This is a genomic window from Rhodococcus sp. C1 (assembly GCF_020809065.1).
GTDB classification, from domain to species: domain Bacteria; phylum Actinomycetota; class Actinomycetes; order Mycobacteriales; family Mycobacteriaceae; genus Rhodococcus_F; species Rhodococcus_F qingshengii.
Genome location: NZ_CP078080.1, coordinates 4,029,506 through 4,042,613 on the forward strand (window position 1 = coordinate 4,029,506; position 13,108 = coordinate 4,042,613).

12 protein-coding genes and 3 tRNA genes are annotated in these 13,108 nt (G+C 63.1%); 10 read left to right on the plus strand and 5 right to left on the minus strand.

The genetic code is table 11. The features are described 5' to 3' along the window. The first annotated feature begins 13 nt into the window (after positions 1 to 13). The 3 genes from cmrA (at position 14) to lysA (ending at position 2,923) form a co-directional block, all read left to right on the plus strand. Complete coding sequence (gene cmrA, locus KTR60_RS18385; RefSeq protein ID WP_007733327.1) at positions 14 to 817, plus strand: mycolate reductase; 804 nt, start codon at positions 14 to 16, stop codon at positions 815 to 817. Between the two features lie 172 nt (positions 818 to 989). Beyond that, positions 990 to 1,427 carry an LPXTG cell wall anchor domain-containing protein gene (locus KTR60_RS18390; protein ID WP_050656808.1) on the plus strand — a complete coding sequence of 146 codons (438 nt, stop codon included), beginning with the start codon at positions 990 to 992 and terminating at the stop codon, positions 1,425 to 1,427. Positions 1,428 to 1,579: 152 nt separating this feature from the next. Beyond that, entirely contained in the window at positions 1,580 to 2,923 is a 1,344-nt protein-coding gene (gene lysA, locus KTR60_RS18395) for a diaminopimelate decarboxylase (protein WP_007733322.1), read from the plus strand. A 19-nt stretch (positions 2,924 to 2,942) separates the two neighbouring features. Here the strand turns inward: lysA and KTR60_RS18400 are convergent, their stop codons facing one another. Next, a complete protein-coding gene (locus KTR60_RS18400; RefSeq protein ID WP_007733320.1) occupies positions 2,943 to 4,682 on the minus strand; it encodes a helicase HerA-like domain-containing protein in 1,740 nt (579 codons plus the stop codon). Between the two features lie 120 nt (positions 4,683 to 4,802). Here KTR60_RS18400 and orn point away from each other — a divergent pair, with 120 nt between their 5' ends. Beyond that, on the plus strand, positions 4,803 to 5,402 hold the full coding sequence (orn, locus tag KTR60_RS18405; RefSeq protein ID WP_039973332.1) for an oligoribonuclease: 600 nt from the start codon (positions 4,803 to 4,805) through the stop codon (positions 5,400 to 5,402). Positions 5,403 to 5,486: 84 nt separating this feature from the next. Next, positions 5,487 to 5,559 (plus strand) — tRNA-His (locus tag KTR60_RS18410). 291 nt (positions 5,560 to 5,850) lie between these two features. Here the strand turns inward: KTR60_RS18410 and KTR60_RS18415 are convergent. Then, positions 5,851 to 6,261, minus strand: a complete 411-nt coding sequence (locus KTR60_RS18415) for a MerR family transcriptional regulator (RefSeq protein ID WP_228401125.1) — start codon at positions 6,259 to 6,261, stop codon at positions 5,851 to 5,853. 55 nt (positions 6,262 to 6,316) lie between these two features. Here KTR60_RS18415 and KTR60_RS18420 point away from each other — a divergent pair, with 55 nt between their 5' ends. Continuing rightward, a complete protein-coding gene (locus tag KTR60_RS18420; protein WP_228401126.1) occupies positions 6,317 to 7,279 on the plus strand; it encodes an oxidoreductase in 963 nt (320 codons plus the stop codon). Between the two features lie 134 nt (positions 7,280 to 7,413). Here the strand turns inward: KTR60_RS18420 and KTR60_RS18425 are convergent, their stop codons facing one another. Beyond that, entirely contained in the window at positions 7,414 to 8,583 is a 1,170-nt protein-coding gene (locus KTR60_RS18425) for a L,D-transpeptidase (protein WP_416309280.1), read from the minus strand. A gap of 368 nt (positions 8,584 to 8,951) precedes the next feature. On the opposite strand from KTR60_RS18425, the gene KTR60_RS18430 reads away from it, so the two are divergent. The 3 genes from KTR60_RS18430 to KTR60_RS18440 all read left to right on the plus strand — a co-directional run bounded on the left by KTR60_RS18430 (position 8,952) and on the right by KTR60_RS18440 (position 10,732). Next, positions 8,952 to 9,024, plus strand: a tRNA-Lys gene (locus tag KTR60_RS18430). Positions 9,025 to 9,135: 111 nt separating this feature from the next. Further along, the gene (locus KTR60_RS18435) at positions 9,136 to 10,566 is read left to right on the plus strand and encodes an amidase (protein WP_228401128.1); all 1,431 of its coding nucleotides are present in this window, start codon (positions 9,136 to 9,138) and stop codon (positions 10,564 to 10,566) included. Between the two features lie 93 nt (positions 10,567 to 10,659). After that, positions 10,660 to 10,732, plus strand: a tRNA-Lys gene (locus tag KTR60_RS18440). A gap of 66 nt (positions 10,733 to 10,798) precedes the next feature. On the opposite strand, the gene KTR60_RS18445 is transcribed toward KTR60_RS18440, so the two are convergent. Continuing rightward, positions 10,799 to 11,020 carry a DUF3618 domain-containing protein gene (locus KTR60_RS18445; RefSeq protein ID WP_007733292.1) on the minus strand — a complete coding sequence of 74 codons (222 nt, stop codon included), beginning with the start codon at positions 11,018 to 11,020 and terminating at the stop codon, positions 10,799 to 10,801. A 145-nt stretch (positions 11,021 to 11,165) separates the two neighbouring features. On the opposite strand from KTR60_RS18445, the gene bcp reads away from it, so the two are divergent. Next, complete coding sequence (bcp, locus tag KTR60_RS18450; protein WP_007733290.1) at positions 11,166 to 11,639, plus strand: thioredoxin-dependent thiol peroxidase; 474 nt, start codon at positions 11,166 to 11,168, stop codon at positions 11,637 to 11,639. Here bcp and KTR60_RS18455 read toward each other — a convergent pair. Beyond that, the gene (locus KTR60_RS18455) at positions 11,636 to 12,985 is read right to left on the minus strand and encodes a dipeptidase (RefSeq protein WP_228401129.1); all 1,350 of its coding nucleotides are present in this window, start codon (positions 12,983 to 12,985) and stop codon (positions 11,636 to 11,638) included. The genes bcp and KTR60_RS18455 overlap by 4 nt on opposite strands. Positions 12,986 to 13,108 lie beyond the last annotated feature (123 nt).

Consider the following 13,108-nt stretch of genomic DNA (forward strand, 5'->3'; position numbering starts at 1 on the left):
ACGCTGACTGATCGTGAGCCTGCCGACACCCACAACCACAGCCCGCGCCGTAGTGACCGGCGCCTCCTCCGGCATCGGAGAGGCACTGGCCGCTGATCTGGCATCACGCGGACACTCCCTGATCCTCGTTGCCCGTCGTGGCGAGGTCATGGAGGCCCTCGCCGAGAAGCTTCGCGCCGCGCACGGCGTCGAGGTGGAGGTCCGTGCATCGGACCTCTCCGACAGCGCGGCGCGTGCCGTTCTGGTCGAGGAACTCGGTGGCCGCGACATCAGCATCCTGTGCAACAACGCCGGTATCGCCACCTTCGGGCCGATCGCCGAGCTGGACCCGGCCTACGAGCGCGACCAGGTCGAGCTCAACGCCGTTGCAGTGCACGATCTCACGCTGGCCGTGCTGCCCGGCATGCTCGCGCGCAAGTCCGGAGCCATCCTGATGGTCGGGTCCGCGGCCGGCAACATGCCGATCCCCAACAACGCGACGTACGCAGCCACCAAGGCGTTCGTGAACACCTTTGCGGAATCGTTGCGAGGTGAACTCAAGGGCACCGGAGTGAACGTCACCCTGCTCGCCCCAGGCCCCGTACGCACCGAAACCCCGGACCCGGCCGAAGCGTCGATCGTCGACAAGCTCGTCCCGGACTTCTTCTGGATCTCGAGCGAGTACACCGCCAAGGTCTCGCTCGACGGCCTGGCCGAGAACAAAATGCGCGTCGTACCGGGCATCTTGAGCAAGGCGATGTCCGTCGCGGGCGGTTACAGCCCGCGTGCGGTCGTTGCGCCGATCGTGGGCACGTTCTACAAGAAGCTCGGCGGCTGATTCACGCAAACTTCTCAGAGCAGGCCATAGCAGACCGTATAGTCGGTTAATGGCGATGCGAAGAACACTGGCAGTCGGGGCAATCCTTCTTTTGACCGGAGGGTTGCCCTTACTGCTGCCCACGGCAGCGAAGGCATGTTCGTGCGCATCATCGGCTACCCCGGAAGAAGCCGTGAGCGTCTCCAGCACCGTTTTCCTCGGGACTCCGACGGAGAAAACTTCGGACGGATTCGAGGACACCTACCTGTTCGACGTCAGCCGGGTCTACAAAGGCGATCTGGCATCGGTGACGTCGGTGGGGACACTCGCGAACGGGAACGGTTGTGGCACAAGCTACGTGCTCGGCACCGAGCAGCTGATGTTCGTTTCTGCGCCGTACGACGTCGACGCCGAGCACGAGGGGCACAGCTGCGGGCCGGCTACCGAAACCGGGTTCGACATCCAAGCGGCGGTCGAGTCCGTGTACGGCGCCGGTTACGCCCCGAGCCCCGGCGGAACTCCGTCCGCTGGTGTGTCCGCCGACCGATCGACGGTCATCGGCGGAGGCGCCGCGGTGGCATTGCTCGCGGTGCTCGGTTGGTTCGGATGGAAGCGGCGGCGAGCACAGTGAGTCGACAGGCACAGTGAGTCGAGCCCGTCAGGGCCGCGTCAACCTCGTTCGGCGGCGCGTCAAGTAAGCGTCAAGAACCACCCCACCGGTGATCTTCGGGAGTAGATCTGAAGGTAGCCCGCAACACGGCGGGTCACCTTCAGGAGATCGACGTGACGCTACTCGAAATCTTCCCCTCCCTACGCGGCGCAATGACACCGCGTATGGATCCTGCGTTGTGGCCCATCAGTACTCGCCACGACCACAGCGGGCGTGTCTGCATCGGCGACGTCTCCCTCGAAGAGATCGCGGACCAGTACGGCACACCGACGTACGTCGTCGACGAGGCGGACGTGCGGCACCGCTGCCGCACGTATCGAGAGATCTTCCCCGACTCGGAGATCGTGTACGCCGGCAAGGCACTGATGATTCGAGCGATGGCTACCTGGGTCTCCGACGAGGGACTCGGGGTGGATGTCTGTTCCGCCGGTGAACTCGCCGTCGCGCTTGCCGCGGGCGTGGACCCCCACCGAATCATCCTGCACGGCAATGCCAAATCGGTTTCCGAACTGAGGGCGGCGGTCAACGCGGGTGTCGGCCGGATCGTCCTCGACTCCCCCAGCGAAGCGGTACGGCTCGCGTCGGTGTGCACCCACCGACAGAAGGTGTTGGTCAGAGTCACACCCGGCATCGACATACACGGACACAGGGCAGTGTCCACGGGCATCGTGGACCAAAAGTTCGGCCTACCAGCGTTTTCCGAAGAACTGGAACATACGGTATCCGTCGTCGCCAACGCGACGCACCTGCAGCTCATCGGCCTGCATTGCCATCTCGGCTCCCAGATCACCGATCCCGAACTCTTCCGCCCCGCGATCGAGACGATGATCGCACAGATGGACGACATACGACGCACGCATCGAATCATCCTCACCGAACTCGATCTCGGCGGTGGCCATGGGATCGCCTACGTGCCGGGAGATGCCCAATTGGATCTGACCCGCCTCGCTCACGTCATCGACGAAACTCTCGACGACGCGTGCACCCGAAACCGCTTCCCTCGCCCCGAAATCGTGCTCGAGCCTGGCCGAGCGATCGCTGCGCGGGCCGGAGTTACGCTCTATCGCGTACAGAACATCAAGTCGATCAGCGGGGGACGAACCTTCGTCTCCGTCGACGGCGGGATGAGCGATAACCCTCGGGTGTCGTTGTACGACAGCCACTACGACGTCGAACTGGTGAACCGACATTCGCGCGCACCGCTCCAGGAAGTCACCGTCGCCGGGCGCCACTGCGAATCGGGCGACGAAATTGCCGTCGGAGCAAGGCTTCCCGCCGACCTACATGAAGGTGACCTGTTGGCAGTGCCGTGTACGGGCGCATACCACCACAGCATGGCCTCCACCTACAACAGCGTCGGCCGGCCGCCGGTCGTCGCCGTGCTGGGCGGGATCGCGCGGCCGTTGATCAGGCGCGAATCGATCAACGACCTGCTGGCCCGCGAGGTCGGCATCTGACCTCGCGGGCGCCTGAGCCTCAGCGCCTGCGGCGACTACCGGTGCCGAAGATGTTCCGCGAAATCTCGCGTCCCGCAGCCGAAGCCGCCGAGCGCAGGAAGCTCTTGACAGCCGAGTTGCCCAAGATCTGCTCGGCGATGTTGGGGCCCTCCGGCTCGGCCGGCGGCGGTGGCGGCAGATCGGGCAGCGACGGAAGATCCAGGGACTGATCCGCTGTCGGAGCACCGGCCACCTTGGCCGTCAGCTTCTCGTACGCCGACTCGCGGTCGATCGTCTGGCCGTACTTCTGATTCAGGGGACTCGACGACGCGGCCGCCTTGATCGCGTCGTTGCCGATGGTGTCCATCAGCGACCTCGGAGGACGAATCTTGGTCCAGGCCACCGGCGTCGGCGCACCCTTTTCCGAGAGTACGGTCACGATGGCTTCACCGATGCCGAGTGAAGTCAGTGCCTTTTCCAGGTCGTAGTGCTCGGTTTTCGGGTACGTGCGGACGGTCTTGTTGAGGGCTTTCTGATCGTCGGGCGTGAAGGCACGCAGGGCGTGCTGAACCCGCGCACCCAACTGTGACAGCACCGAATTCGGAATGTCGGTCGGAAGTTGCGTGCAGAAGAACACGCCGACGCCCTTGGAACGAATGAGCTTGACCGTCTGTTCCACCTGCTGCAGGAAGGCCTTCGACGCGTCCGCGAACAGAAGGTGCGCCTCGTCGAAGATGAACACGAGCTTCGGCTTGTCCAGATCTCCCTCTTCGGGCAGCGTCTGGAACAGGTCCGCGAGCACCCACATCAGGAAGGTGGAGAACATTGCCGGGCGCGCCGCCTGGGCACCGAGTTCGAACAGCGTGATCACACCGGCACCGCCGACGACACGCAGCAGATCCTCGGTTTCGAGTTCCGGTTCACCGAAGAAGGTGTCACCACCATCTGCTTCGAGGTTGACCAACGCGCGCAGAATCACTCCCGCCGTCGCGGAGGAAACTCCGCCGATACCCTTCAGATCCGCTTTGCCCTCAGCGCTCGTCAGGTGCGCGATGACCGAACGCAGATCCTTGAGGTCCAGCAGGGCGAGGCCCTGAGTGTCGGCCCAGTGGAAGATCAGCCCTAGAGTCGACTCCTGGGTCTCGTTGAGGCCCAACACTTTACTGAGCAGGATCGGTCCGAAACTGGTGATCGTCGCGCGCACCGGGATACCGATTCCGTCGGTACCCAACGACAAGAACTCGACCGGCATCCCAGCGGGAGTCCACGAATCGTCGCCCGTCTCGACTGCGCGAGACTTCATCTTCTCGCTCGGATCCCCCGCCTTCGACAGACCCGAGAGATCGCCCTTGACGTCGGCCATCACAACCGGCACACCCGCGGCGGACAGCTGCTCGGCGATGCCCTGCAACGTCTTGGTCTTGCCGGTACCCGTCGCACCGGCGATCAGACCGTGACGGTTGATCGTCGCCAACGGAATCCGCACCCGTGCGGTGGGATCTGCCACCCCGTCGATCACCACTGAGCCGAGCTCGAGTGCCCGCCCCTCGGATGAATAGCCCGCCGCGATTTCAGCGGCAGCACCCGAGGGCACTTGAGCAGCGGGGGTGGCTCCGGCCGATGCTTCGGCCTCGGCGGCAGCCGCTTCCTTCTCGGCTTCCTCAGCTGCTGCAGCGGCTTCAGCTGCAATCCGAGCGGCTTCGGCAGCGGCAGCCTTGGCAGCTTTCGCCTTCTCCGCCGGCGTCAGCGGCGCGGCTCCGTCCTTCGGATCCACGGTCATCGAAAAGCCCTCCTCGTTGCAATGCGGCGAAGTTCTTGTCATCACCCGAACGCCGTCTCACACACGTCGAGTTTCCACCGCAGACCTTATCCCGCTCCCGCGCGCACTACTGTGTTCCTGGTGCAGGACAAATTGGTATGGATCGATTGCGAAATGACCGGGCTGCGACTCGAGTCGGACAAACTCATCGAGATTGCGGCTCTGGTGACCGACAGCGACTTGAACATCGTGGGCGAAGGTGTGGACATCGTCATCCACGCCGACGACGACGCGTTGGCTGCAATGCCCGACGTCGTGAAGAAGATGCACGCGAAGTCGGGACTGACCGAAGAGGTTCGTAAGTCGACGGTCACCCTCGCCGAGGCGGAGAAAGAGGTGCTCGCGTACATCCGCAAGCATGTTCCCGTCGCCGGTACGGCTCCCTTGGCAGGCAATTCAATCGCCACCGACCGCGGATTCATCTCACGGGACATGACGGCACTGGACACATACCTGCACTACCGGATGATCGACGTCAGCTCCATCAAAGAACTCTCCCGCCGCTGGTACCCGCGAATCTACTTCGGCCAGCCCGAAAAAGGTCTCGCCCACCGGGCACTCGCCGACATCAAGGAATCCATCCGCGAACTCAAGTACTACCGCGGCACTGCATTCGTCGCGGCGCCCGGACCGTCGAGCGCGGAGATTGCAGCCGTCGTAGAGGGCTTGGGTCCCGCCTGACCTGCCGATTGGCTTCCTGACCGACTTTCGCGCTAGTATCTCTTTCGTCAAAGCAGCCGGGTCAAACCGGTGGCCGAGGCAATGGTGGGCGTAGTTCAGTTGGTAGAGCACCAGGTTGTGATCCTGGCTGTCGCGGGTTCGAGTCCCGTCGCTCACCCAAGCGGAACCCCCGAAGATGTCGAAAGACATTTTCGGGGGTTCTTTTGGTTTGTGCGCCAGCCCCAATCTCCCCTTCCACAGCCGGGTGAACGTATCGCTCCCCTTCTCTGACGGGGGCAGCGATACGTTCACCCGAAGTGGGTGGGGTGGCGACCGCGACAAATCGCGCGCTCCCGAGCAACCCGTGCCCGAGCTGAGCGAACGTACCTCTGGTCGCTTCAGATAGACCGAAAGCCACTTTCGCTCACATCGGGGCGGCCGGAATGGCCGCAAATCACCCACCCGACGATCACTCGGGCGACGGTTCCGGCTTCCAGACACCTACGACGGTCCCCTCGCGAACATGTCGCTCGTACGCCGAAACCTTGTCGTGGATGACGTTCAGGTTTTCCTGCATCGCAGCGATCCTGGATCGAATCAACTCCTCATGCGACTGTAAAAGTGAAAGCCGCTCCTTCTCGTTTCCCGGCCCTGACCTGACGAGAGCGGCGAATTCGCGGATCGTGGCGATCGGCATACCCGAGTCTCGGAAGCGATTGCACAGCTTCAACCAAGAGACATCGCTTTCGGAGTAGACCCGACGCCCACCTGCCGAGCGCGCCACCTCGTGAACGAGCAATTCCTCACGTTCGAAGTATCGAAGGGAATCGATACTGATTCCGGTCTGGACAGCGACGTCACCGATTGACAGTTCGCGCATTGCCTGGCGACCTTTCCTTGACCTGGAGTGCACTCCAGATTTTACGGTCGCAGCCATGAATTCCATCCAGCGCAAAATCAACACCGGATACTCCCGAGTCTCCACTGCCGACGACGTACTTGCCGGACAAGATTTAACAGGCACTACGGTTTTGGTCACCGGCGGGTACTCCGGACTGGGATATGAGGTTTCGCAGTCACTTTCTTCGGTCGGCGCGCGAGTTGTAGTTCTTGCCCGCCGACCAGAACAGGCACGGAGCGCGGTGGCCGACATTCCGGGTATCGAAGTGCGAGCGTGCGACCTGTCGGACCCGAGCAGTGTCAGATCGTGTGCGCGAGAAATTCTCGAATCCCGGATCACTCCGGACATCATCATCTGCAATGCGGGGGTCATGGCCTGCTCGGAACTCCGTGTCGGCTCCGGATGGGAATCACAATTCGCGATCAATCACCTCGGGCACTTTGTACTGGTGAACCTGCTTGTGCCAGCCATGCCCGCAAACGGCTCTCGCGTCGTAGCGGTCTCGTCGGCGGGACATTTTCTGTCGGGAGTGCGTTGGAATGACATACATTTCCGCAACGGTTACGACCGCTGGCTTGCGTACGGTCAAGCCAAGACTGCCAATGCTCTATTCGCTGTACAGCTGGCGAGCTCCGGTGCTTCACGCGGTATCAGTGCGTTCTCCGTCCATCCCGGGAGCATCCTCACTCCCCTTCAACGTCACTTCTCTGCATCAGAGAAACACGATCTCGGATGGACGACGTCGAATGGCGACGCCGTGCCGGGGTTCAAGACTCCCTCCCAGGGCGCCGCTACAACGGTGTGGGCAGCGACGGCACCGAAACTCGCCGATCACTCCGGCGCGTACCTCCAGGACTGCAACATCGCGGACGTCGCGCAGACTGATGACATGAGCGTCGGCGGAGTGAAACCTTGGGCTACCGATCCCGCCGACGCACGCAGATTGTGGACACTGTCCGCTGAGATGACCGGAGTGGACGCGTTCGGTCGACGCTGACACCGAGCGAACGTACCTCCCGTCGCCTCAGATAGACCGAGAGGCACTTTCGCTCACAAAAGGTGTGCAGATGCAGAAATGCCCCCAACCGGACGGTCGGGGGCATTCTGGCGTTCAGCGCTTCAGGGACGCACTCAGACGTCCGCGTTGCCGGTCTTCCAGACGCTCCAGGGGATGTTCCAGTCACCGAGGCCGTCGGTGCCGGAGAGAGTGCCGCCGACGGTGTTCTTGACGACGACGATGTCCCCACGCTTGGTGTTGTCGTAGACCCACTTGGCGTTGGACGGGCTCAGGTTGAGGCAGCCGTGACTGGTGTTGGAGTAGCCCTGCTGCCCGACCGACCACGGCGCCGAGTGGAAGAAGATGCCGCTGTAGGACATTCGGGTCGCCCAGTCGACGGGGGTCTTGTAACCCTGCGCCGAGGTGACCGGGACGCCGTACGTGGACGAGTCCATGATCATGTTCGCGAAGCGGTCACCGATGATGTAGACGCCGTTGTCGGTAGGAGTGCTGTCCTTGCCCATGGAGGTGGGCATGGTCATGACAGTCTCACCGTTGACCTGGAAAGTGACCTGCTTGGTGTTGTCGTCCGCCGTGGCGATGACGGCATCACCGATGGTGAAGGAACTCTTCGCGTCTTCCTGCCCGAAGACTCCCTTGCCGAGATTGCGCCCGTACACGTTGACGCTCACGTCGACCTTGGTGCCCGGTGCCCAGTAGTTCTCCGGACGCCAACGGACCTCACGATTGTTGACCCAGTAGAACGCACCTTCGACGGCCGGAGTCGTGGTGACGGTGATCGCAGCTTCGGCAGCCTTGCGATCGGGGATGTTCTCGTCGAACTGCACCGCGATGGGCTGACCGATGCCGACCACGTCACCCTGGTTGGGCAAGACATACGGCTTGGTGACGTTGCCGGGTGCGCTGGTGGTGAAGGACGTGACCGTCGTACTGGCGCCACCCAATCCGAATGCGCGGGCCTCGATTTTGTACTTGCGGTTGTAGCCGAGTGGCTCGGTGGTGGTCCACGACGCACCGTCGGCAGCAATCGCGCCGGCAACTGCCTTGCCGTCCTGATTGACCATCGTCACGTCGGACAGAGCGCCGTCAGCGACGTTGATCTTGACCGGGTCGCCCGGCGAGAAGCCGACAGCGCCGTCGGCAGCGGTCGAGGTGAGCTTCGGCTTGATGAGTTCGGTGAGCGGATTGGAATCGATCGGCGCCGACCCTTCGGTACTGACGTCCTTGCCGCCCGACGTGCACGCGGTCATCAGAACGAGAGCACCGAGAGACGCCGCGATCATCGCCGCGCCCTTCGACGCTCGACCGTTCCCCCCGCGCACGGACAGACCCCACCTTTGACGACTCATCGTTCGACTCCGCTTCACAATTTCTCCGACTAACTTCCGCGTCACATGCGAATCCCACTTACCGGAAGGCAAGTGGGACTTGCGGTATGACTGCGCTGCACCAATGATGCCAGGCGCGCTCGTTACCAACGGTCATGAAAGGCCACGCCGTCAGTAACGTTCAAGTATCAATCGCTCCGAACCGTCCGTTTTGTTACCGCTTTCAGCTGATTTCCTCCGATCGGACTACAGCGGTGACGCCTCCACCTGGCGATTTGCTCCCGAACCGGCGATTCGGCTAATGTTCTGTCTCGCAAGAGCGAGCGCCTATAGCTCAGTTGGTAGAGCAAGTGACTCTTAATCACTGGGTCCGGGGTTCGAGTCCCTGTGGGCGCACTTGCAAAGGTCCCCACCTTCTTCGGAAGGTGGGGATTTTTCTTTGTGTCGTGGTGAACAGGTTGTGGTGAATAGACTTCACAGTTATCGGAACCACGGCCTGGAGGATTGATGACCGAGCGCGAAACCACACCGGGCAGCGAGCTGGCATTTGCCGGGGTTGCGGGTCAGGCCGCTCTGATCCGGTCCGGAGAAATATCGGCCCGCGAGCTCACCGAGAACACACTTCGCCGTATCGAACGCCTCGATTCGACGCTCAATGCTTTTGTGCGAGTTCTCGCAGACGAAGCGCTCGACGAAGCGACACGTCTCGATCAGCGCCAGGCCGACGGCCACAGCCTGGGCCCACTGCACGGAGTTCCGATCGCGATCAAAGACGAGAACGACGTCGCCGGAACGCCGACGACGTACGGCGGTGCGGCGGCAACCCGCATCGCCTCTGCTGACTCGGAGGTCGTCCGGCGGTTGCGCGACGCCGGCGCGGTGATCGTCGGCAAGACGACGATGCCCGAGTTCGGCATCTGGCCCTTCACGGAGACTGCTGCAAACGGCTACACCAGAAACCCTTGGGACACCGGCGTATCCACGGGCGGATCGAGCGGAGGATCTGCGTCGGCCGTCGCGTCAGGCATGGTCGCAGCGGCAATCGGCGGCGACGGCGGCGGTTCCATCCGACTGCCTTCGGCGTTCTGCGGGTTGTTCGGACTCAAACCGCAGCGCGGTCGGGTGAGCACCGCGCCGAACCGCAACCTCTGGCGCGGACTCGGCACGCTAGGCCCTCTCACTCGTTCCGTCGAGGACAGCGCGCTCGTGTACGACGTGATAACCGGTACCACCGGGATCGACGACTACACAGCCGAAACGCTCCGCACCAGCTTTGCCGAGTCAGCCGCGTCGGCGCCCGGGCCGCTTCGCATTGCAGTGTCCACCCGGAGTCCGGTCCGGGGCGTCCGCCCGTCCCCGGAGGTCGTTGCCGCGGTGCATTCGATCGCAGAGATGTTGAGCGCGTTGGGACATCACGTCGAAGAGCACGATCCCGAGTACCCGGACGCAACTGCAGCATTTCTCCCCCAGGTGCTCGGCGGCGTCCGCGACGAAGCACTGCGCGTCGATCATCCGGCGCTCCTCGAGAAGCGCACACGAGCACTCGCGTCGATCGGCCGGATAGCCGCTCCCGCGCGCGTCGGGAAATTCGCTTACCGCAAAGGTGAGCGAATCGCAGCGACGGTCAACCAGGTCTTCGACACCTTCGACCTGGTCCTGATGCCGACCACGCCCGCGCTGCCACGCCCGATCGGACAACTCGAAGGAACCGGCCTTCTGTCAGCAGTCCGCAAGGCGTTGCCGATCGCCGCCTACTGTTCGATCTGGAATGTCTGCGGCAACCCGGCGGCCGCTGTGCCCGCCGGGTTCTCCGAACGCGGACTCCCCCTGAGCGTCCAACTGGTCGGGCGCAGCGGTGGTGAACCGACCATTCTCGCCGTCGCACAGCAGTTGGAAAGCACCGTCCGCTGGCCGGATTCGCACCCTCCACACTCGTGAATTCCGGAAGCGATGTAACCATCGTCACCACGATGAACACGCGTTTTGCAAACTCCTGAGCCTGTCGGCTAATGTTCTGTCTCGCAAGAGCGAGCGCCTATAGCTCAGTTGGTAGAGCAAGTGACTCTTAATCACTGGGTCCGGGGTTCGAGTCCCTGTGGGCGCACTTGCAAGAAGGCCCCCACCTCACCAGGTGGGGGCCTTCTTCATGTTCTGTCTTCGACAACTCGGGTCAGCGAATGATCTTCCGGACCACGAGTATTCCCACCACTGAACCGACTGCGATCAGCGCGTACTTCACTGCCGGCTCGTTGAGCTTGGCGAGCACCGTCTTCTTGGTGTTCTCGACCAGCCGCTTCGGGTTGGTGCGGACCGTCAGTTCGTCGAGTGTGCTCGCGAGCTGGTTACGCGCCTTCTCGATCTCGCGTTCGATGCTCTCGGTGTCCCTGGGCACGTGTCCTCCAACTTGTCTGTGTTCTGCTGCTCTGTGTGCGGGTCTGCTGTGCGGACGCAGCGCGCCGACACTTCGCTCTACCGTAGAGGAGCAGAATGCCCTCGCGCCCACCTGCCGCGCAATTTCTCGACTAACCTCGATTCCCGTGACCGAGAACAGTAGATTGTCCGCCGGCGACGTCGCGCCGGATTTCACGCTCCCAGACGCCGATGGCAACGAGGTTTCCCTTCACGATTACCGCGGCCGCAAGGTCATCGTGTACTTCTACCCGGCGGCCAGCACCCCGGGGTGCACCAAGCAGGCCTGCGACTTCCGTGACAGCCTCGCCGAGCTGAACGGCGCCGGCCTCGAAGTCATCGGAATCTCGCCGGACAAGCCCGCAAAACTCGCGAAGTTCCGCGATACCGAAGAGTTGACCTTCCCGCTGCTCTCCGATCCCGAGAAGGCGACGCTCGAAGCCTGGGGCGCGTTCGGTGAGAAGAAGATGTACGGCAAGACCGTCCAGGGCGTCATCCGCTCGACGTTCCTCGTCGACGAGGAAGGCAAGATCGAGGTGGCCCAGTACAACGTCCGGGCCACCGGCCACGTCGCCAAGCTACGACGCGATCTGTCGGTCTAACTCCCGTACCGGCTCAAGAACAGAGCCTCCGCGAAAGCGAGATTCTCGATCTCCGACGGGTCGACGCTTTCGTCGGGCGCATGAATGCGGCATTGCGGTTCCTCGACGCCGATCAACGCGATCTCCGCGTCGGGGAACTGCTCGGCCAGTGCACTGCACAGCGGTATCGATCCCCCTTGGCCGGCAAATCCGACTTCGCGGCCGTAGGCATCGGTGAGCGCGGACTTCAGCTGCGCGAAACCTGCACCCTCCGTCGAGGACGAGAACGGCGATCCCGTCGATTCCGGAACGACCTCGATGTGGACGCCCCACGGCGCCGCCGCGCGGAGGTGGTCCGTCAACAACTTCTGTGCCTGCGCCGGATCCGTGCCAGGCGGGACACGAAGATTCAGGCGTGCCGACGCGCGGGGCGTGATCGCCGCCGCCGAGCCCACGACCGGCGGGCAGTCGATACCCAGGATGGTCAGCGCCGGACGAGCCCACACCTGCTCGGCGACCGAACCGGAACCAGTCAGCTGCACCCCTTCGAGCACCCCGGCGTCGGAGCGGAACTGATCGCCGTCATAACTGACACCCGCCCATTCCTGGTCGTTGGTCAAGCCTTCGACAGTGGTGTTTCCGGCGCTGTCGTGCAGCGTCGAGAGTATGTGCACCAGCGCGGTGATCGCATCGGGCGCCGGTCCACCGAAGACACCGGAGTGAATCTCACCCTCGAGCGTCGACACTTGGACCACAACGTTCGCGATCCCGCGCAATGACGTCGTGATCGTCGGCTCCCCGACTTCGGTGTTGCCGGTATCGGCGATCAGGATCATGTCGGCTGCAAAAAGTTCGGGCCGCTCTCGCACCAGATCCTCGAGACCGCCAGTGCCCATCTCCTCGGATCCTTCGGCGACGAGCGTCAGGTGGACGCTCGGATCCACGCCGGCTGCGGCGAGCGCTCGCAGAGCTGTCAGATGCATGACGACGTTGCCCTTGCAGTCGGAAGCGCCCCGTCCGTACCACCGTCCGTCGCGCTCGGTGAGCGTGAAAGGCGGGGAGCCCCAGAGCTCTTCGTTTCCGGGCGGCTGAACGTCGTAGTGGCAGTACAGCAGAACGGTCGGAGCACCGCCCGGGCCTGGTCGACGCCCGACAACCGCGGCCGAACCGTCGGAGGTCTCGATCGCCTCGATATCGGCGAAACCCTGAGCCCGGAATGCCTCCAGGACCCAATGCGCAGCGGCCGCGCATTCTTCCGGCGGGTACTGCCGTGCATCGGCAACGGACTTCATCGCCACAAGTGCACTCAGATCCTCACGGGCACGCGGCATGAGTTCACCTACCGCGGTTCGCAGTTCTTCCGTCATCGTCTCCCTCTCCTCGGCATCGAATCTCGGTGTGCCCGAAGAATCTCAGTCTGCCCGAATCGGACGTAGGCGGGCGCCAGGATCGCCGTTGCGCCACACCGCGCAGCAACCTCTTCGGCTACT